This is a genomic window from Methylobacterium sp. J-072 (assembly GCF_022829425.1).
Taxonomy (GTDB): domain Bacteria; phylum Pseudomonadota; class Alphaproteobacteria; order Rhizobiales; family Beijerinckiaceae; genus Methylobacterium.
In genome coordinates, this window is sequence record NZ_JAKSYK010000147.1 from 35456 (window position 1) to 54261 (window position 18806).

18 protein-coding genes and 1 other annotated feature are annotated in these 18806 nt (G+C 70.1%); of the genes, 8 read left to right on the forward strand and 10 right to left on the reverse strand.

The annotated features are described in order from the left end of the window. Positions 1–70: 70 nt before the first annotated feature. From MKK67_RS16875 to MKK67_RS16905, 7 genes are all read right to left on the reverse strand, one after another. Positions 71–376: a BrnA antitoxin family protein gene (locus MKK67_RS16875; protein WP_243966328.1), complete on the reverse strand. Its 306-nt coding sequence runs from the start codon at positions 374–376 to the stop codon at positions 71–73. A 4-nt stretch (positions 377–380) separates the two neighbouring features. After that, entirely contained in the window at positions 381–674 is a 294-nt protein-coding gene (locus MKK67_RS16880; RefSeq protein ID WP_243966329.1) for a BrnT family toxin, read from the reverse strand. A gap of 85 nt (positions 675–759) precedes the next feature. Next, positions 760–1995: an allantoate amidohydrolase gene (locus tag MKK67_RS16885; RefSeq protein ID WP_243966330.1), complete on the reverse strand. Its 1236-nt coding sequence runs from the start codon at positions 1993–1995 to the stop codon at positions 760–762. Further along, positions 1992–3272: a Zn-dependent hydrolase gene (locus tag MKK67_RS16890; protein ID WP_243966331.1), complete on the reverse strand. Its 1281-nt coding sequence runs from the start codon at positions 3270–3272 to the stop codon at positions 1992–1994. Before MKK67_RS16890 ends, MKK67_RS16885 begins: the two co-directional genes overlap by 4 nt. 100 nt (positions 3273–3372) lie before the next feature. After that, entirely contained in the window at positions 3373–3834 is a 462-nt protein-coding gene (locus MKK67_RS16895; RefSeq protein WP_243966333.1) for a tellurite resistance TerB family protein, read from the reverse strand. Positions 3835–4077: 243 nt separating this feature from the next. Further along, the gene (locus tag MKK67_RS16900; RefSeq protein WP_243966335.1) at positions 4078–5274 is read right to left on the reverse strand and encodes a carboxylate-amine ligase; all 1197 of its coding nucleotides are present in this window, start codon (positions 5272–5274) and stop codon (positions 4078–4080) included. Between the two features lie 136 nt (positions 5275–5410). After that, positions 5411–6925 carry a CYTH and CHAD domain-containing protein gene (locus MKK67_RS16905; protein ID WP_243966337.1) on the reverse strand — a complete coding sequence of 505 codons (1515 nt, stop codon included), beginning with the start codon at positions 6923–6925 and terminating at the stop codon, positions 5411–5413. Positions 6926–7361: 436 nt separating this feature from the next. Between MKK67_RS16905 and selB the strand changes: the two genes are divergently transcribed. Continuing rightward, entirely contained in the window at positions 7362–9308 is a 1947-nt protein-coding gene (gene selB, locus MKK67_RS16910; RefSeq protein ID WP_243966339.1) for a selenocysteine-specific translation elongation factor, read from the forward strand. A gap of 16 nt (positions 9309–9324) precedes the next feature. Here the strand turns inward: selB and MKK67_RS16915 are convergent, their stop codons facing one another. The 3 genes from MKK67_RS16915 to MKK67_RS16925 form a co-directional block, all read right to left on the reverse strand. Further along, positions 9325–9597 carry a hypothetical protein gene (locus MKK67_RS16915; RefSeq protein ID WP_243966430.1) on the reverse strand — a complete coding sequence of 91 codons (273 nt, stop codon included), beginning with the start codon at positions 9595–9597 and terminating at the stop codon, positions 9325–9327. A gap of 179 nt (positions 9598–9776) precedes the next feature. Further along, positions 9777–10055: an MSMEG_0570 family nitrogen starvation response protein gene (locus MKK67_RS16920; protein WP_243966341.1), complete on the reverse strand. Its 279-nt coding sequence runs from the start codon at positions 10053–10055 to the stop codon at positions 9777–9779. Then, positions 10048–11274, reverse strand: a complete 1227-nt coding sequence (locus MKK67_RS16925; RefSeq protein WP_243966344.1) for an MSMEG_0565 family glycosyltransferase — start codon at positions 11272–11274, stop codon at positions 10048–10050. The genes MKK67_RS16920 and MKK67_RS16925 overlap by 8 nt, the downstream gene beginning before the upstream one ends. A gap of 411 nt (positions 11275–11685) precedes the next feature. On the opposite strand from MKK67_RS16925, the gene MKK67_RS16930 reads away from it, so the two are divergent. From MKK67_RS16930 to hslU, 7 genes are all read left to right on the forward strand, one after another. Further along, positions 11686–12135: a cupredoxin domain-containing protein gene (locus MKK67_RS16930; protein ID WP_243966346.1), complete on the forward strand. Its 450-nt coding sequence runs from the start codon at positions 11686–11688 to the stop codon at positions 12133–12135. Positions 12136–12360: 225 nt separating this feature from the next. Further along, a complete protein-coding gene (locus tag MKK67_RS16935) occupies positions 12361–13113 on the forward strand; it encodes an SGNH/GDSL hydrolase family protein (RefSeq protein ID WP_279601674.1) in 753 nt (250 codons plus the stop codon). Positions 13114–13225: 112 nt separating this feature from the next. Then, entirely contained in the window at positions 13226–13756 is a 531-nt protein-coding gene (gene hslV / locus MKK67_RS16940; protein ID WP_243966431.1) for an ATP-dependent protease subunit HslV, read from the forward strand. Positions 13757–14000: 244 nt separating this feature from the next. Beyond that, the gene (locus tag MKK67_RS32790) at positions 14001–14300 is read left to right on the forward strand and encodes a hypothetical protein (protein WP_313899024.1); all 300 of its coding nucleotides are present in this window, start codon (positions 14001–14003) and stop codon (positions 14298–14300) included. Continuing rightward, positions 14264–15670 (forward strand): methyl-accepting chemotaxis protein, encoded by a 1407-nt coding sequence (locus MKK67_RS16945; RefSeq protein WP_313899025.1) that lies wholly within the window; start codon positions 14264–14266, stop codon positions 15668–15670. The genes MKK67_RS32790 and MKK67_RS16945 overlap by 37 nt, the downstream gene beginning before the upstream one ends. Positions 15671–15723: 53 nt before the next feature. Next, positions 15724–15779 (forward strand) — a sequence feature (sul1 is cis-regulatory element that is thought to sense ions involved in sulfur or methionine metabolism; They are found in Alphaproteobacteria). A gap of 61 nt (positions 15780–15840) precedes the next feature. Continuing rightward, on the forward strand, positions 15841–17337 hold the full coding sequence (locus MKK67_RS16950) for a SulP family inorganic anion transporter (RefSeq protein ID WP_243966348.1): 1497 nt from the start codon (positions 15841–15843) through the stop codon (positions 17335–17337). A gap of 117 nt (positions 17338–17454) precedes the next feature. Beyond that, positions 17455–18768 (forward strand): ATP-dependent protease ATPase subunit HslU, encoded by a 1314-nt coding sequence (gene hslU, locus MKK67_RS16955; RefSeq protein WP_243966349.1) that lies wholly within the window; start codon positions 17455–17457, stop codon positions 18766–18768. Positions 18769–18806 lie beyond the last annotated feature (38 nt).

The window sequence follows — 18806 nt, forward strand, 5'->3', positions numbered from 1 at the left end:
GCGGCGTACACCCGTCGCACCCGGCGTCCCGCGTACACAGTGCGATCCCGTCCGCGCGGGGTCTGCGGCCTCAGCGGCCGGCCTTCTTGCCGAGTTGCGCCTCCATGTGACGGCGCAACACGGTGTTCATCCGGTCCTGATAGCCGCGGCCGCCGCTTTGAAAGAAGGCCACGACATCACTGTCGAAACGCGCATGGATCCCACGCTTGGCCGGACGCGCAGGCGCATCTGCATCGAGCGGCGGCAGGCCGACGACCGCATCGTCCCAGTCCTCGTCCGCCCGAGTCGCGGGATTGTCCGGATCCTCGGAGGCGAGCCGTTCGATCTCCGCCTCCGACAGCGACCGGAGGCGATCCCAATCGGTCCGATCCGACACGGCGTCAGCTCTCTTCCCGGCGGGCATGATAAAGCTGCCTCTCTCTGCGGTTGGCGATTCGCGCGGACACGATCCGTCGCTTGCCGTTCCGCGGCGTGAACGTGACGTTTAAGATAACACCGTTCAAGGACACGAGCGTATTGAAACGTCTCTCGCCGTAGTCCCGCCGGGTGTCCTCCCGCGTCAGCGCGAACCGGCCGTCGAAGATTTCCCGAGGCCCGGCAAAATCGATTCCATGCCGGCGAATATTGATCTCGTTCTTGCGGTCATCCCAGGCTGTTCGGTCGTCTTCGCCCATGGCGCGACATTATGGACCTGCAGCGCGGCGAACAACACGAAGCTGGCTTAGAGGCACCGGACCAATGGCATTGCGGTGATCGCCCTCAGAGCCCATGCCGGTCGGCAGCAAATCCCTTGATGGCGCTGAACAGCACCCGCGCCCCGGCCTCGATATCCGGCAGGCTCGCGAATTCCGCAGGGTTGTGGCTGATGCCGCCCCGGCAGCGCACGAACACCATGGCGATCGGCGCGATCGCCGCCACCGCCATGCCGTCATGGCCGGCGCCGCTCGGGAGGGCGAGGACCGGCAGGCCTTCGGCGATGATCGCATCCCGGATCAGGGTGGTCAGCCCGGGATCGCACGGCACCGCCGCGGCCTCGTGCATCGGTTCGACGCCGAGATCGAGCCGGCGACGCTCCGCGATCTCCGTGCACGCCGCTCGGATGTCGGCGAGCGCGGCAAGGCGCTGGGCATCGTCGGGCGCGCGCAGATCGAGGGAGAAGCGCACCAAGCCGGCGATCGTGTTCCCCACCCCGGGATGGACGTGCATCCGGCCGACGGTGCCGACGAGATGCGCCTCGTCGCGGCAGCGCGCCTCGATGGCGAGGACGCATTCCGCGGCACCCGCGAGGGCATCGCGCCGCTCGTTCATGGCGACGGTGCCGGCATGGCCGGCCTCGCCGGTCAGGGTGAATTCCAGGCGGCTGGCCCCCGAGATCGCCGTCACGACGCCCACCGGCAGGCCGGCCTTCTCGAGCATCGGCCCCTGCTCGATATGCAGTTCCATGTAGCCCAAGATTTCGTCCGGCCGGCGCGCCGCGGAGGCGGTTGCCGCGGGGTCGAGCCCGTAAGCCCGCATCGCCTCCGCGACCGTGGTCCCGTCCGCATCGGTCGCGCGAAGCGCCGCCGGGTCGAGGCGGCCGGCGAAAGCATTGCTCCCCGTGAGCGTGGCCGCGAAGCGCACACCCTCCTCGTCGGCGAAGGCCACCACCTCCAGGGCGTGCGGCAGGCGGATCCCGTCCCGGGCCAGCGCCTCGACGCAGGCGATCCCGGTGATCACGCCGAGGGGCCCGTCGTAGCGGCCGGCGTTGCGGACCGTGTCGAGATGCGATCCGACGACCAGCGCCGGCGCGCCCGGCTCCGACCCTTCCAGGCGGCCGATGAGGTTGCCGACGGCGTCGTGCCGCACGCTCATGCCGGCCTCGCGCATCCAGCCGGCAACCAGGGCTTCGGCCCGGGCCTGCTCGGGAGTGAGGTAGAAGCGCGTGATCGCGCCCGGCTCGGCGGTGATCGCCGCCAGCGCGTCGAGGCGCTCCTGGATGCGCGGGGCGAAGATCATCGCGCGGGCTGTTCCGTGCGGGGCGCGTTGGCGAGGCGGAGCACCGTCTGGAGCAGGACGTCGGCGCCGGCCGCGCAGTCGCCCGGGGTCGCGGATTCCGATTCGTTGTGGCTCACGCCATCCTTGCACGGCACGAAGATCATCGCGGTCGGCACCTTGGCGGCGAGGTTGCAGGAGTCGTGCCCGGCCCCCGAGATGATCCGGCGCCGCGGATGCCCGAGGCTTTGGGCCGCCTCATCGACCGCGGCCACGATGGCGGGATCGAACGGCACCGGCTCCTTGCGCCAGATCCGGGTCAGCGCGATCTCCAGCCGGCGGCGCTCGGCGATCTCGGTCGCCGCCTCGTTGAGGCTCGCCTCCATAGCGTCGAGCGTTGACGAGCTGGGATCGCGGACGTCCACCGTGAAGCCGACGCGGCCCGGCACGACGTTGCGGGACGGCGCCAGGATCTGGGCCTCGCCGATCGTCGCCACCGCCGAGGGGGCGTGCGCCAAGGCGATCCGCTCGGCCGCGAGGGCGAACTCGGAAAGCGCCAGCAGCGCGTCCCGGCGGCGCGGCATCGGCGTGGTGCCGGCATGGCTTTCGAAGCCGGTGATCAGCCCGTCGAACCACATGATGCCTTGGCCGCCCTCGACCACCCCGATGGTCTTGCCTTCGGCCTCCAGGATCGGGCCCTGCTCGATATGCAGTTCGACGAAGGCGCCGATCGCGCGCGTACCAACCGCCTCGGCGCCGCGATAACCGATCGCATCGAGGGCCTCGGCCACGGTGATCCCGGCGGCGTCGCGCTTCGCCAGGATCTCGTCGGTTGTGAATTCACCCGCATAGGCGGCCGAGGCCATCATGGCGGGGGCGAATCGTGAGCCCTCCTCGTTGGTCCAGTTGACCACCATCAGGGGCGCCTCGGTCTCGATCCCGGCATCGTTCAAGCTGCGCATCACCTCGAGCCCGGCCAGGACCCCGAGCACGCCGTCGAACTTGCCGCCGGTCGGCTGCGTGTCGAGGTGCGAACCGAACGCGATCGGCGCGCGGCCCATGTCCCGCCCCGTCCGCAGGGCGTACTGGGTGCCCAGCGCGTCGACCGAGACCGTGAGCCCCGCGGCCTCGCAGGCCTCCTGGAACCAGTCGCGCACGCAGCCATCCTCCGGGGACAAGGTCAGACGGTTGATTCCGCCGGCCGGCGTGCTGCCGAACGTCGCCGTCTCCAGGATCGTGGCCCACAGGCGTGCGCCGTTCGCGCGCAGGTTGTCGGTCTTGCTCGGGTTGGTTTCGGCCATGGCGGGTCCTTTCACGGCGCGGCGCCGTGCGACACGAGTCGCAGTCACCCTTATCGGGCGTTGCGTCGGCCCGGAGCAACGGTGATGCCAGCCGGCCCGGTCAGGCCGGCGGCCGCCGCACCGGGTTGGCGCGCAGCAGCGCTTCGCCGTGGACCTGCAGGGCGGAGGCAATCTCGCCCAGGGCGGTGGCTTCGATGCCGCTGATCCCGTCCTGATCGGCGACATCGGCGGCGATCAGGAAGACGTTCTCGCGCTGGCTCACCGGCCGCTCGGCAATGGAGGCGACGTGGCGGAGATTCTCGGCGCGGCCGAGGCGCGTGCGCGCGCGGGCGATGCCCTCATACAGCTCCGTCTCCAGCATCAGCGCGTCGTAGCCCTTCACCAGGACCGGATCCGCGCGCAGGCCGTGCAGGGCCGCGTCGAATTCCTCACTGGCAACCTCGCCGTCGGCCACGATGACGTTGGCGGCAGCCGAAACGGCCGCGAGCATCAGGGCCTTGTCGCCGGCATAGGCCGTCACGGTGCGGCCGACACGGCCGAAGATGTCGCTCAGAAGGGTCATGCCGAATATTCGAGGCTGTCCGCCGGGCCGCGAGGGATAGCAGACCGTGCTGCGGAAGAAAGGTGCCCGGGAGCACCCGGTCAACGCGACGCGGGTCTGATCGGGGGCGGGAATTTCGGATGCGGCGCGATCCAGAAATTCTCCGGCAACACGCGTATGGGAATCAGGCGTTCAACCGCGTCCCCAGCGCGGTCCGACGGATCCCGGGCCTGCCATCCCCCCTCGGGCAGGCCCGGTTCCTGTTCAACGCCGTCGGGACGGTGCGCGGGTGGCCCCAACCGCGTCTGCCGTTCCGGCGGCGGTCTTGTCCACGGCGGTCTTTTCCGCCGCAGTCTCCTGGGCGAGATGATCCACCACCGCCGAGAGTGCTTCGCGTTCCCGAGCGCCGCGCTTGCGCGCCGCCGAGAAGACCGCGACCTGGCGATCGGCGCTTGACCCCTCGGCCGCGATGATCCGGGCCTGCGCGCAAGCCTCCGTGCAGGCGAGGGCGTCGGCATCCTCGGCCGTGTCGGCGAGGAGCGTCTCGACGCATTCGGCCATCGGGGCCGCCTGCTCCCGGGCCTCGTCGATCAGCCTGGCCTGCACGCCGTCGCGCTCGGCGCGCCACAGGTTCTCGCGGATGAAGCCCCGAGACGCGGCCGTCATCTTGGCATTGAGCGTCCGGTCCCGGACCACCCGGCGCACCAGGCACCGGAAAAGGCTGGCGATACAGAGTGCGTCGTCCAGCCGGGTGCAGCTATCGGCCACGCGCAGTTCGAGCGTGGGGTATTTCAGGGACGGGCGCAGCTGCCACCACAGGAACGTCGCGTCCGGAATGGCGCCGCTGCGGGTCATCACGTCGACATAGCGGGCATAGTCGGCCGGGTCGGCGAACAGCTCGGGCAGGCCGGTGCGGGGCAATTCGGCGTAGGCGCGAGTCCGGTAGCCGGCCATGCCGGTTCGTTCGCCCTGCCAGAACGGCGACGAGGTCGAGAGCGCGAGCAGCACCGGCAGGAACGGCAGCAACCGCCCCATCAGGTCGATGCGGGCGTCGGGATCCGGCACCTCGACATGGACGTGCAGCCCGCAGACGAGGTTGCGCTGCCCGACGATGCGCAGGTCGGTCATGATGTCGTGGTAGCGGGCTTTGTCGGTGGCGCTCTGGTCGCGCCACCGCGCCACCGGATGGGTCCCGGCGGCGAAGGGCAGGATGCCGCGCTCGGCGCCGATCTCCGACAGGCTGCGGCGCTGCTCGGCCAAATGCGCCCGCGCCTCTCCGATGTCGGCGGTCGGGGGCGAGGCGACCTCGATCTGGCACTGGAGCTGCTCGCGCTCGGCGGTGTCCAGCCGGGCCTTCACGGCGGCGTGGAACGCCCTCAGGCGGGCCCGCGGCGAGCCGCGGGTGCGGGCGTCGGCGAGGAAGAACTCTTCCTCCATCCCGAATCTGTAGGCATGGGCCATCCGCGCTCCTCGCCCGGTCAGCCGGCGCAGGCCGGCATTTCCGTCAACGACGCGTCGCGAGATCCGTGCCGGTCCCCATCGCGATCGGGCCCGGATCCCATGCTTCAGCCTGGTCTGGCCGGCTGCGAGACGACCCTCAGCGCCAGAACGGCTTGACGTCGAGCAGCTCGGCGCGCGCCTCCGCGGCCGCGGTGAGCAGGTCCCGGGTGCTCTCGTCATCCGGACCGGGCACCGGCGGGCCGCCCAGGCTCTCTATCATCGACCGGGCGGTCTCCAGGTCGTTCAGGGTGCCGAGATGGTCCTGCAGGTCCGAGAGCGCAGCGCCGAACTTGTCCTGGCGGCGGCGGGCCTTCTTCTTGGTGTAGAGCTCGGCGAAGAACTCCGCGCCGTAGCGGAGTTTCTTCGCAGCGATCCGCGCCCGGTGGCGGGTATGCGGATCGAGCTTCTTCAGGCCGCGGCCGCGCTTCTTCAGGCGCTCGCGGGCGTGATCCAGGACTCGCGCCGCGAAGGCAGGGCCATCCTCGGCGGCGGCATCCTGGGCCGCCCAGGCGCCGACCTCGACCCAGCCGGCGAAGTCGATGATCAGCCCGCGCCATTGCGGGCTTTCCAGGATCGCCAGCACCGCATCGTAGGCTTCGGCGCGCTCCGCCTCGGCCAGTTCGCGCACCGCGGTGAGGTCGGCGTCGTCCGGGCGCTCCTTGGCGAGGTTCGGCAGGGTGTGGCCGAGGAAGACGTCGAGGTTGCGGGCATGCCCGAACGGTTCGGTGACGCGCTTGATCTCGTCGCTGAAGCTGACCGCCCGCGGATCGGCTTCCAGCATGGGGGCGAACAGCGACAGCGCCGAGCGCAGCCGCCGCAGCGACACGCGCATCTGGTGGAGGGCCTCCGGGGCGTGGCTCGCCAGGAACGCGGTCTCGTTGAGGCGCAGGTGACGCAGGCAGGCGAGCGCCACGAGGCGGAAGACGTCGCCAGCGCGCGCGCCCTTGGGCAGCTCGATCGGCTCGGCCTTGACCACCGATGGTCCGGTCCCGTCCACCAGGGCGTAGCCGCGGGCGCTCTTGGCGGTCGCGCTCAGGCGCAGCGGCACGGTCTCGGCGAGCGCCTGCGCCAAGGCGAACAGGTCGGCTGGCTCGCCCCCGGCGAGTTCCAATTCCAGTTCGCAGAACGGCGCATCGCCGGCTTGGCTCTCCACGCGCCCCTCGTCGAGGGTGACGAGGATCCGCGAGGCGCCCTGCTCCACCGGGATCACCCGGCGCGTGATCACGGTGGAGAACAGCTTCTCCAGCGGCGCGTCCGCCTTGCGCAGGACTTTTTCCGCCGCCGTCTCGGCCCAGGCCGCCGGATCCGGCGACTCGCCCGCGATCTCGGTCTCCCACTCCGCCCGGTCGAACAGGCCGACGCCACCGCTGCCGGCCTTCACGGTCTGGATGTACCGATCGCCCCGGGCCCGGACCCGCAGGGTCAGTCCAGCCGCGCGCAAATCCTGGTTCGGCGTGTCGTAATAGCTGGTGACGAGGAGTTCGGGCTCGGAGCTTTCCGCTCCCTGAAGCCGCGGGTGCGCCGCGAGTGCCGTCAGATCGGGGCCCGCGCAGTCGAGCTTCAGCTCGATCTCACGGGGGGCTGCCACGGCGTGGCTATCGGTCTCGCTCATGCTCTCCTCTTCAGAAACGTCCGGTTCATAACTCGGCTTGGCGCCCGCCGGGTTGCATCCGAGCGTCTTGAAAGATGATCTAGGGCCGATTCAGACGGCGACGCAATCGGGTCAGGCCCTAAGCCCTTGATTCGACATGCACGGTTGCCGCCGAACCGATAGCGACGTCTGCGGCACACGCCCCGCGGCGGCGTAATCGGACGCGGCCGGACAGTCGACCCTTGCCGACACGTCAGACGGCGGCAGCCGGACCGGCCCGCAGCCTGCGTAAAGAATCGCCTCACATTTACACTTTCCCAATTCGGGATGCCGTGGCAAAACCGATTGTCCACAATTCATCTGCCTCCTGCGCCCCGGCCCCGACCGCTCGGCGGCGACCCGCACGACGCCGTGCCAGCGAGTCGGAATCCCTAGCTGAGAATGCGGTGCGCCCAGCGTGGACGGTTGCGCCGCGGAGATTGTCGGGTCGGTGACTCCCTTGAAGACACTTCTGGTCGGCGTCATCGGGCATGTGGATCACGGCAAGACGGCCCTGGTCCGGGCGCTCACGGGAGTCGAGACCGACAGGCTGAAAGAAGAGCGGGATCGCGGTGTCTCGATCGTCCCGGGCTTCGCGCTGCTGACAAGCGAGCAGGGCGAGATCGACTTGGTCGATCTGCCCGGGCACGAGCGCTTCGTCCGCGCCATGGTTTCCGGCGCCACCGGCATGCGCGCCGTCCTGCTGGCGGTCGATGCCAACGAGGGCATCAAGCCGCAGACGGTCGAGCACCTCGAGATCGCGCGGCTGATCGGCGTCCGCCGCGGCGTGCTGGCGCTGACCAAGGCGGATCTGGCGACGCCCGAAACGATCGCGGCGCGCGCGGCCGAGATCACCGCCGCCGCGTCCCGTGCCGGGATCGCAGCGGGGCCGGTGATCGCCACCTCCACGCTGACCGGTTCCGGGGTTCCCGATCTCGCGCGCGCGCTCTCCGCGTTGCTGGCCGACGCGGAGCCGGGGACCGACGATGGGTTCCCGTATCTGCCGGTGGACCGGGTCTTCACCCGTCCGGGCTTCGGCACGGTGGTGACCGGGACCCTGCGGCGGGGACCGTTGGCAGTCGGCGATACCCTGGAGATCGTCCCGGGAGGCCGTAGCGCGGTGGTGCGCAGCCTCCAGATCCACGGCCGCCCGGTCGAGCGTGCCGAGCCTGGGCGGCGGACCGCCGTGGCCTTGCGCGGCATCGGCCTCGACGAGATCGTCCGCGGCCAAGCGCTCACGGTGCCCGGCCTGCTGGCACCGTCGCAATGGCTTGACGTCGTGCTGACCGCAGCGGCCAGCGCAGATTCCGCCCTGGCGGGCGGCAGCGCCTGTCGGCTGCTGTTCGGCACCACCGAGGTCGAGGCTCGCCTGCGGCTGCTCGACCGCGATGGGCTGGAACCGGGCGCGACCGCGCCGGCGCAGTTGCACCTCGCCGAGCCGGTCACGGTGCCCGCCCGCGAGCCCTTCGTGCTCCGCCTCGATTCCCCGGCCGCGACCGTGGCCGGCGGCCGCGTGCTCGATCCAGCGAGCCGCCGGCGGCGGCGGCACGATGCCCGCGTGCTCGCCGACCTCACCGCCCTGGCGACCGGGAAGCCGACGGACGCGGTGGCAATCCGCCTGTCGCAGGCCGGGGCGGCCGGGGCGACGCTGCCGGATCTCGCCCGCGCGGCTGGCACCGGAGCGGAACGCGCCCGGCAGATGCTCGCCGCCTCCGGCGCTCGCGAGATCGGCGACCGCTTCATCGGGGCTCCGGCCTTCGCTTCGCTCCGCACCGGCGCGCTGGCGGCCCTGTCCACGCACCACCAAGACAATCCGATGGAGCACGGCATCGCGCTGGAACGCCTCGCGCGCCTCCTGGCCCTTCCGGAAGCGATGACCGCCCTGGTCCTGCGCGACCTCGCGGCCACGGGCGGTACGGTCCAGGCCGGAGCACTCTGGCGCCGGTCCGATTTCGACCCGGCCCGCAACGAGAGCGAGACCGCGCGCAAGCTCGAGCACCTGTTCCGCCGGGCCGGCCTCAACCCGCCCGACGAGGCCGAGGCGGTCGGCCGCGATGTCCGGCGGCGGGAGGCGCTGACCTACCTGGTCGGCGCCGGCACGGTGATCCGTGCGATCGACCGGGTGCAGCGCCGAGCGGTGCTGTTCCACCGCGAGGCGGTGGCGGTCGCCCGGACGCGGCTCGCAGAAGCCTTCCCGAGCGCCACCACGCCGGAGACCGGCTTTCTGGCCCGGGAGGCTGGCGCTGCCCTCGGGATCTCGCGCAAGTTCTCGATCCCGCTCCTTGAGCACCTCGATGCGGTGGGCTTCAGCCGCCGGACCGGGGACCGACGGGTCATCGTCGAGCTGGAAGCCGGCAAGCGTTGACGCTTACGCACCCAGGCTAAAAACCCTCGCCGGGCCAATCGTCGGTGCCGGGCTCGTAGCAGGTGTAGCCGATCAGGCAGGTGGGGTTGTCGCGGGTCGGCCGGAAGGCGCGCCGCGCGATCTCGGTCGCCTCGCAGAACGACCGGTCCCGCACGAACCGGTCATAGGTCTGGCCGCCGGTCCCGAGCACGAGGGCGCCGCGGGCCTGGATTAGCCGGGCCGTCTGCTGGCAGGTCATGGCCGTGCTCGACGGGCGCGTCTGCGCCGCGGCGGGCGCCGCGACCACCATGAGGGCCGTGGCGATCCGGAAGATTATGGGGTGTGCCTGGTTCACTGCGCTCGTGCTCAAAGACAACGCCCCCGGCTCAGGGATTCGCGCTGTGTCGGTTCGACACGTATCCGCGGGGATCCAGGCAATCCGCTCCGAGCGTATCGTCCCGCAATCCCCCTCGGCGAAACGCGAAAAAATCACTCCTCGAACGCCTCGACATACACGGTGCCCGGCGCCTGGCGGCGGGCGGTCTCCTCGATCCGGGCGAGTTGTGCCTCGGCGCGACCGCAGGGGAAGCCGTAGCGCTCGCGGACCCGTTCGCTGGCGATGCCGAGGGCGAGGCGGGTGAGCGCCAGGAACTCGTCGAGCGGGTAATCCTGGCCGACCGCGAGATGATCCTTGATCACCAGGGACGGTGCGTAACAGGCGTCGCGGCTCCCGTCCGGCCAGCGGATATGGAAGCGCATGTCAGGCATCGCCGGGGATCCGGGTGGTGTTCCAGGCGGCGGACCCCGTGGCGATCGTCCCCAGCGGGGCCGGTCCGGGGGCGAAGGACGCGTAGGTCGGCAGATGGCGCGCCGCGCAGGCATCCCAGGCATGGGCCCGGGCGACCTCAAGGCCGCAGGCCCGCAGCCGGGCCCGCCGGGACGGCTCGAGGCTCGCCTGCATCGCGGCGGCGATCGCGTCGGGATCGTCGGGCTCGACCGCGAGCGCTTCTCCGGGAGCAAGGTACTCGGTGAAGGGCGGCTGTGCCGAGACGATGACCGGTGTCCCGCAGGCCATCGCCTCCAGGACGCACAGGCCGTAGCCCTCCCGCAGCGACGGGAACACCAGCGCGTCGGCGATCCGGTAGAGGCCCGGCATGTCGGCTTGCGGGATTGGCCCGGTCCGGACCACCGGCTTGCCGGGGCCGACTTCGAGGCCCTCGCGTTCCAGCGCGGAACAACAGCGGGCCTCGTAGCCCGCATGATCGAGGAGCGAGGCACCTCCGGCGATCACGAGTTGTGCGGCTGGGATATGCTGGCGCAGGCGGACGAAGGCCGCGATGATCGCCAGCGTGTTCTTGCGCGCCTCGAACCCGCCGACGCTCAGGAAGACCGGCCCCGCCCCGAGCCCGAGGCGCCGGCGCAGGTCGGCATCGCCGGGCGCCGGTTCGGGCCTGTAGACCATGCCGTCCACGCCGCTGCCGACCACGTCGGCCCGGGCCCCGTACTCCGCGGCGAGGGTCGCGGCCCAGGTCCGGCTGACGCAGAGCAGCCGTCCGGCATCGACGATCGCCCGCTCCTGCAACTGACTGAGCTGCGGGTCTGTCAGCGTGTCGATGTGGTGGACCGTGCGGACGAACCCCGGGATCAGCCGACGGCGCGTCAGGGTCGCCAGCGCGTTGCCGCTGATGCCGCAATGGGCATGGAAGATGTCGAAGTCGCAGGCAGCCGGTGTCGAGAAATGGGACAGGTAATCGGCGATCCGCGACTGGACCAGCGCCCCTGTCGGCGCCGAGACGGCTTTGGCCGCGACAGAGACCACGGGGCAGCGCGCGTCGCGGAAGAAGCCGCGGCCGGTCGGGTCGGGCGCGTGGACCACCGCCTCGTGCCCGAGGTCGCACAGCGCCTCGCCAAGGGCCAGGGCATGGACCCCCCCCCCACGGGGATTGGTCGAGTGCGTGAGAATCGCGATGCGCAAGCGATCGACCATGGGGCGGCTCACAGAGGCCCGCAGCCGGTCCGGACTTCGCGCTCGAAGGTCCGGACCCGGATCGCCGCCGCCCGCTCGGGGATCCGGGCCGACCGTTCGCATCGTTCATGCCGAAATCGGACCCGGCGAACCAAATCGGTGATTTAACACCGCGGTCCGTAGTCTCCGCTGGGCGAATGCCGGGAAACCGCGAGGCTGATCGTCGGATCTGAGCCACGGCGTCGCGTATCGGAACTACCAACCCGCCGCATCATTGCCGCCGAGACACCCGGGCATCCGACACACTGTCCTGAATATTGAATTCAAGACCGTAGCGTCGGGATTAAAACGTGGCGCTGTCCTCCTGCGGACGCCGATCCTCGGCTCCTCGGACGACGCTTCGGCCGCGGGATATGGCGGAGAACCAAGACCTTGCGACGCATCCTGATGAATGCTGCCTTGGCCACGCTGCTCGCGGGCGCAGCCAGCGCCGAAGACAACCCGCAGCTCGGCAAACCCGCCAGCGCGGTGATGCCGCCGGTCGAGCTGACCGTCACCCTGCAGGACGGCAAGCCGGTCTGCGCGCCGGCGGATCTACGGCTGCCGGCCAACACCGATGTGATGCTGCAGGTCGTGAGCCAGGCCAACGTTCCGGTGACGATCACGGCGGAAGGCCAGTTCGAGCAGGGCCATCTGCTGCACGCCGACGGCGACCTCGTCCACGTGATGAGCGAGAAGGGCTACACCGTGAAGGCCAATGGCCACGGGACGCTCAAGCTGCGCACCCTGGATGCCGGCGAGCATAGCTACGCCTGCACCGCCAACAACAAGCGCGATGCGCCGTTCGTGGGCAAGATGACCTTGTCCCCGCCCGCCGGCTGATTCGCATCTTCACGCCGCGCGGTTCCGGCCGGGCGGCGTGCCAGCGTTTATTTTGTGTTACGAATTCACTTCGCCTTCAACGCGCCCGCGGAACGGCTCTTTTCAAGTCCCTGTGTCAGATTGTATCTGTCGTCGACGAGCGGCGGAGCAATCGGTCCCGTGTCCCAGAATCCGACATCAGTCTCTCCCGCCAAGTCACGTCGCAGGCGGCTGCGTGAAGTCTTGATGGTGTGCGGCCTCCTCCTGGTGCCCACGGCGGTGCTCGCCTACGCGGATCTGCTGCCCGATTCGCTGGATCTCCTCGGTCTCGACCTGAGCGACAGCCCGGACTTGCCGCACGTCGCCCGGCAGATCGCGATCGGCGCCCCGCTCAAGATCGTCGCGTTCGGTTCGTCCTCCACCGAGGGCATCGGCGCCTCGAGCCCGGCTCATTCCTACCCCGCGCGCCTGCAGATCGACCTGCGCAAGAAGCTGCGCGGCCTGGATGTCGCCGTGATCAACCGCGGCATCGGCGGCGAGCACGTGGACGACATGCTGAAGCGCCTGGACCGCGACGTGATCGCGGCCGAGCCGCAGCTCGTCATCTGGCAGACCGGCAGCAACGATCCCCTGCGTGGCGTCTCGATCGAGCATTTTCACGAGGCGACTGCCGCCGCGATTCGGCGCATCCGCGAGGCCGGCATCGACGTGGTGCTGATGGAGCCGCAATGGTGCCCGAAGCTCGATTCGACGCCCGGTTCGTCGCGGTTCCGCGACGCGGTGCGGGCGATCGGGGACGAGCTCGATGTGCCGGTGATCCGGCGCGCCGACCTGATGCACGGCTGGGTCCGTGAAGGAAAACTCACCGCTAAGCAGCTCTTCGCCTCGGACGGCCTGCACATGGCCGACGGCGGCTACGCCCTATTAGCCCAGGCCGCGGCCGAATCGATCCTGCACGATGCCGGCCCGGTGCAGACCGCCGAGGCGGTCGCCGAGTAGCTCGCGGCTGGACTCGGCCTGAAAAGCTCCCCATCTCGGCCCCACCGAGATCGGAGCCGATATCTTGAGCCACGACGCATTCAGGTACGACGACCGGGGCTCCGTGCCCCAGATGCACGCCACCACGATCCTGATGGTCCGCAAGGGCGGCCGCGTGGTGGTCGGCGGCGACGGGCAGGTCAGCCTCGGCCAGACCATCGTGAAGGGCAACGCCCGCAAGGTCCGGCGCTTGGCCAAGGGCGCTGTGATCGGCGGCTTCGCCGGCGCCACTGCGGACGCCTTCACGCTGTTCGAGCGGTTGGAAGCCAAGCTGGAGCAGTATCCCGGCCAGCTCACCCGGGCCTGCGTCGAACTCACCAAGGATTGGCGCACCGATCGCTACCTGCGCCGCCTCGAAGCGATGATGGTCGTGGCCGACAAGGAGGTCAGCCTGCTCCTGTCGGGCTCGGGCGACGTGCTGGAACCGGAGAGCGGCGTCATGGCGATCGGCTCCGGCGGCAACTACGCCCTGGCGGCCGCGCGCGCGCTTGAGGATACCGACCTCGACGCCGAGGCGATCGTGCGCAAGGCCATGGCGATCGCCGCTGAGATCTGCGTCTACACCAACGGCAATCTGGTGATCGAGGCGCTGGATCAGGGCTGATGCGCAGGGCTATTGCGCTGATGGGATGATGGCCTCGCCGCCGGTGAAAACGATCGGCGCGGTCGATTAAAAATCACGTCTCCCGCGGTATGCTCCGATCTGCCCAACGGACAGTCGCGCCGATGCGGTGAGCCGGCCAGTCGAAGGTTCGAAACGTACGGACTTGCCAGCAGGACCCGCTTTAACGGAGCCTTGATCCGTCACCGGCACAATCGTTCCACAAGAGCTTTCGGTGGAAACGGCCATGAAGATCGGCGCGAAACTTCTGGGCTTCGTGGCGGCCTGCAGCCTCACGACGCTGGTGGTCGCCGGCGTGAGCGTCGCGACGCTGCAACGCTTCGAGCAGGCGCTGACGCGCGTCGAAGACGCCTCGGTCCGGTCCCTCGATGCCGCCAACTTCAACCGCCTCGCCGCCGAGGTCACGATGGATTCGCGCGGCGTCTACGCCTCAGCGGATCGGACCGAGCCGGGAAATACGCCGCCGGCATCCGCAAGGGTCTCGCCGCAATGGATGCCCTCCGGGCCGACTGGGCGCCCCGGGTAACCGATGCCGAGCGTCCGCTGTTCGACACCATGGCGCGGAACGCCGATGCCTTCCGGACCCTGCGGACCGCGCTGGCCACCGCCGGCGTGGAGACCGGCCCGCGCGCCGCCGCCGATCTCGGCTTCAACGAGGCCAACCAGTCCAACCGCAGGGCTTTCCAGGCGAGCATCGATGCCTTGGTCACCGGCGGCCGGGCCGAGATGGCGGCGATCAAGGCCGAGACGCGGGATCTCTTCCAGGCGCGCACGCTCCTCGTCTTCGGGCTCGCGCTCGCCGGAACGCTTCTGTGCTGCGGCCTCGGTCTCCTCGTCGGCCAGCGCCAGATCGCCCGGCCGTTGCGTGCGGTCTCGGAGGCGATCCAGCGCCTGTCCCGGGGCGATCTGACGCTTCCGGTCGTCAAGGCCGGCCGCGACGAGATCGGGGCGATCTGGGCGGGCATGGCGATCTTTGCCGGGACGATGCGGGAGGCCGAAAGCCTCCGGTTGGAGCGTGAGCGGAGTGGTGCAGAAGCGGCGACACGCAAGCACGCCGAGATGGTCGCGCTCGCCGACCAGTTCGAGGGCAGCATCGGCGGCCTGGTTCATCACTTGGCCGGCGCCGCCACAGGCATGGAGCGGGCTGCGGCCACCATGGCGGGCAATGCCGAACGCACCGACCAGCAATCCCGAGCCGTGACCCGGGCCGCCGAAACCACCGCGCACAATGTCGAGGCGGTCGCCGCCGCCACCGAGGAACTTGCCGCCACCGCGAGCGAGATCGGCGTCCAGGTCTCGCAGACCTCCGAGGCCGCGGCCGGCGCCGTGGAGGCGGCCAAGCGGACCCGCGCGAGCGTCCAGGCGCTCGCCCGCAGCGCCGACGGCATCGGGCAGGTCGTGTCCCTGATCTCGACTATCGCCGGGCAGACCAACCTCCTCGCCCTCAACGCCACCATCGAGGCAGCGCGCGCCGGCGAGGCCGGGCGTGGCTTCGCGGTGGTTGCCACCGAGGTGAAGGCCCTGGCAAACCAGACGGCCCGGGCCACGGACGAGATCGCCGGGCAGATCGAGGCGATGCGGGCTGCAACTCACGCGGCCGTCGAAGCCATCGAGGAGATCGGCGGCACGATCGAGCAGGTCCACGGCATCGCGATCGGCGTCGCCGCAGCCGTGGAGCAGCAGCAGGTCGCCACCCAGGAGATCGCCCGCAGCATCGCCGAGGCGGCGAGCGGGACCCGCGCCGTGACCGAGACCATGTCGCTGGTGCTCGGTGCCGCCCATGAGACCGGCGCCAGCGCCGGCCAGGTCCTGGACGCCGCGGCCGACATCGCCCGCCGGTCGGACGGGCTGGGCAGCGAGGTCGCGGGTTTCGTCGCGCAGGTGCGGGCCGCCTGAAGCGACCCGATGTTGCATCGCAGCGCGATGCCTCGTAGGGTCTGAGGCATTCGCAAGGACCCGGTGAAAGCCCGGGTGGCTCTTCCGGCCGCCGATCCGCCGGACCACGCATCCGAGACGCACTTTCCTCCGCCCCCAAGTGCGGACGTGCGTCTCGTGCGGACTTTTTCATGCCACGCAACACATCCGGAACCACCGGCCTTCTCGGGTCGTGGGTGTCCAATATCCGCGGCGACACCCTGTCGGGGATCGTCGTCGCTCTTGCGCTGATCCCGGAGGCGATCGGCTTCTCGGTCATCGCCGGGGTCGATCCCAAGGTCGGGCTCTACGCCTCGGTGGTCATCGCCTGCACGATCGCCTTCGCGGGCGGGCGCCCGGCCATGATCTCGGCCGCCACCGCCGCCACCGCGGTGGTGATGGTCGATCTCGTCCGCGAGCACGGCGTTCAATACCTGTTCGCCGCCACCATCCTGATGGGACTGATCCAGATCCTGGCCGGCCTGCTCAAGCTCGGCCGGCTGATGCGGTTCGTGTCGCAATCGGTGATGACCGGTTTCGTCAACGCCCTGGCGATCCTGATCTTTCTGGCACAAATGCCCGAGCTCACGGGGGTCACGCCGGCGACCTACGGGCTGATCGCCCTAGGGCTCGCGATCATCTACGGCTTCCCGCGGATCACCCGGGCGGTGCCCTCGCCTCTCGTGGCGATCGCGGTGCTGACCGCGGTAACGGCGATCTTCCACCTCGACGTGCGTACCGTCTCGCATCTGGGCGCCCTGCCCTCGACGCTGCCGAGCTTCGCCCTGCCGAACGTGCCGCTCACCTTCGAGACCCTGCGGATCCTGCTGCCCTACGCGGCGACGCTCGCTGCGGTCGGCCTGCTGGAAAGCCTGCTCACCGCGCAGATCATCGACGACATGACCGATACCGGCAGCGACAAGAACCGGGAATGCATGGGCCAGGGCGTCGCCAACATGGCCTCCGCCGTGTTCGGCGGCATGGGCGGCTGCGCGATGATCGGGCAATCGGTGATCAACGTCTCCTCGGGGGCGCGGGGCCGCCTGTCCACGCTGGTGGCCGGGGCGTTCCTGCTGCTGCTCCTGGTGGCGTTGCAGGACCTGCTGGCGGTCGTCCCGGTCGCGGCCCTGACCGCGGTGATGATCATGGTCTCGCTCAACACCTTCTCCTGGCGCTCACTGACGCAACTGCGCACCAACCCGCTGCCCTCCTCGGCGGTGATGCTGGCGACCGTCCTGGTCGTGGTCGCCACCAAGGATCTGGCGATGGGCGTCCTGGCCGGGGTGCTCCTGTCCGGGGTGTTCTTCGCCGGCAAGGTGTCGCGGCTCAGCCAGGTGACATCCGAACGCTCGGCCGATGGCCGGACCCGGACCTATCGGGTGACCGGCCAGGTGTTCTTCGCCTCGGCGGGCACGTTCTCCGAGGCGATCGACGTGCTGGAGCCGGTGAATCGCTTGGTCATCGACGTGCACGGCGCCCATTTCTGGGACATCTCGGCGGTGGCCGCCCTCGACCGCGTGGTCCTGAAGGCCCGGTCCCGCGGGCGGAACGTCGAGGTCGTCGGCCTGAACGCCGCGAGCGCGACCCTGGTCGAGCGCTTCGGCACACACGACAAGGCCGGCGCCGCGCCGGCTCCGGCGGGACACTGAGGCGGCAGGACGCGCACCGCCGGCCGCGCTTCGCCTCTTGCGTCGCGCGCGCCGGGACCCCATTCCCGGCCTGGGCTCTTGGTTTCTTCGGGCCGGGAAAAACAGGATGGCACAGCGGTGACGACGTTCTCTCCGCGCGAGATCGTGTCCGAACTCGATCGCTTCATCGTCGGGCAGCACGACGCCAAGCGCGCCGTCGCGATCGCGCTCCGCAACCGCTGGCGGCGCCAGCAGCTGACCGGCCCGCTCCGCGAGGAAGTGGCCCCCAAGAACATCCTGATGATCGGGCCGACCGGCTGCGGCAAGACCGAGATCGCCCGGCGTCTCGCGAGGCTCGCCAACGCCCCGTTCCTGAAGATCGAGGCGACCAAGTTTACCGAGGTCGGCTATGTCGGCCGCGACGTCGAGCAGATCGTCCGCGACCTCGTGGAGGTGGCGATCGGCCTGACCCGGCAGGCCAAGCGCGAGACCGTGAAGGCCAAGGCCGAGGCGGCCGCCGAGAATCGCATCCTCGACGCCCTGGTCGGGCCGACCGCCAGCCAGGCGACCCGCGACAGCTTTCGGCGCAAGCTGCGCGACAGCGAGCTCGACGACAAGGAAGTCGAGCTGGAACTGGCCTCGGGTGCGCCCGCCGGCCTGCCGATGTTCGAGATCCCCGGCATGCCGGGCGCCTCCATGGGGGCGATCAATATCGGCGACGTGCTCGGCAAGGCCCTGGGCGGCCAGCGCGGCAAGCCGCGCCGGGTCCTGGTGCGGGACGCCTACGCGCCGCTGCTCGCCGAGGAATCCGACAAGCTGGTCGACGACGACGCCCTGATCCGCGAGGCGATCCGGGAGGTCGAGAACAACGGCATCGTCTTCCTCGACGAGATCGACAAGATCTGCACCCGTGAGGGTCGCTCCTCCGGCGATGTCTCCCGCGAGGGCGTGCAGCGCGACCTGCTTCCGCTGATCGAGGGGACGACGGTGGCGACCAAGCACGGCCCGGTGAAGACCGACCACGTGCTGTTCATTGCGTCCGGCGCCTTCCACGTCTCGAAGCCGTCCGATCTCCTGCCGGAACTCCAGGGCCGCCTGCCGATCCGGGTCGAGTTGCAGCCGCTGACGGTGGACGATTTCCGCCAGATCCTGACCTCCACCGAGGCGAGCCTGCTCAAGCAGACGGTCGCGCTGATGCAGACCGAGGGCGTGACCCTCACCTTCACGGATGACGCCGTGGACGCGCTGGCGCGCGTCGCCGTCGAGGTGAATTCCTCCGTGGAAAATATCGGCGCCCGCCGGCTCCAGACTGTGCTGGAACGGGTGATCGACGAGATTTCCTTCACCGCCACCGACCGCTCCGGCGAGACTGTGCCGATCGACGCCGCCTATGTCCGGGCGCGAGTCGAGGATCTCGCGGCCAACGTCGATCTGAGCCGGTTCATTCTGTGAGCGTGCGCTGATCGCCCGAGGCCGATGCGTCGATTAGG

Bases quoted from the DNA above. Each gene is read 5' to 3' on its own strand.
- MKK67_RS16920 (WP_243966341.1), bottom strand. From the start codon at position 10,055: ATGCCTGACATGCGCTTCCATATCCGCTGGCCGGACGGGAGCCGCGAC.
- MKK67_RS16945 (WP_313899025.1), top strand. From the start codon at position 14,264: ATGGATGCCCTCCGGGCCGACTGGGCGCCCCGGGTAACCGATGCCGAG.
- MKK67_RS16925 (WP_243966344.1), bottom strand. From the start codon at position 11,274: ATGGTCGATCGCTTGCGCATCGCGATTCTCACGCACTCGACCAATCCC.
- MKK67_RS16935 (WP_279601674.1), top strand. From the start codon at position 12,361: ATGGTGTGCGGCCTCCTCCTGGTGCCCACGGCGGTGCTCGCCTACGCG.
- MKK67_RS16885 (WP_243966330.1), bottom strand. From the start codon at position 1,995: ATGATCTTCGCCCCGCGCATCCAGGAGCGCCTCGACGCGCTGGCGGCG.
- hslV (WP_243966431.1), top strand. From the start codon at position 13,226: ATGCACGCCACCACGATCCTGATGGTCCGCAAGGGCGGCCGCGTGGTG.
- MKK67_RS16900 (WP_243966335.1), bottom strand. From the start codon at position 5,274: ATGGCCCATGCCTACAGATTCGGGATGGAGGAAGAGTTCTTCCTCGCC.
- MKK67_RS32790 (WP_313899024.1), top strand. From the start codon at position 14,001: ATGAAGATCGGCGCGAAACTTCTGGGCTTCGTGGCGGCCTGCAGCCTC.
- MKK67_RS16915 (WP_243966430.1), bottom strand. From the start codon at position 9,597: ATGGTGGTCGCGGCGCCCGCCGCGGCGCAGACGCGCCCGTCGAGCACG.
- MKK67_RS16890 (WP_243966331.1), bottom strand. From the start codon at position 3,272: ATGGCCGAAACCAACCCGAGCAAGACCGACAACCTGCGCGCGAACGGC.
- MKK67_RS16895 (WP_243966333.1), bottom strand. From the start codon at position 3,834: ATGACCCTTCTGAGCGACATCTTCGGCCGTGTCGGCCGCACCGTGACG.
- MKK67_RS16950 (WP_243966348.1), top strand. From the start codon at position 15,841: ATGCCACGCAACACATCCGGAACCACCGGCCTTCTCGGGTCGTGGGTG.
- MKK67_RS16905 (WP_243966337.1), bottom strand. From the start codon at position 6,925: ATGAGCGAGACCGATAGCCACGCCGTGGCAGCCCCCCGTGAGATCGAG.
- MKK67_RS16880 (WP_243966329.1), bottom strand. From the start codon at position 674: ATGGGCGAAGACGACCGAACAGCCTGGGATGACCGCAAGAACGAGATC.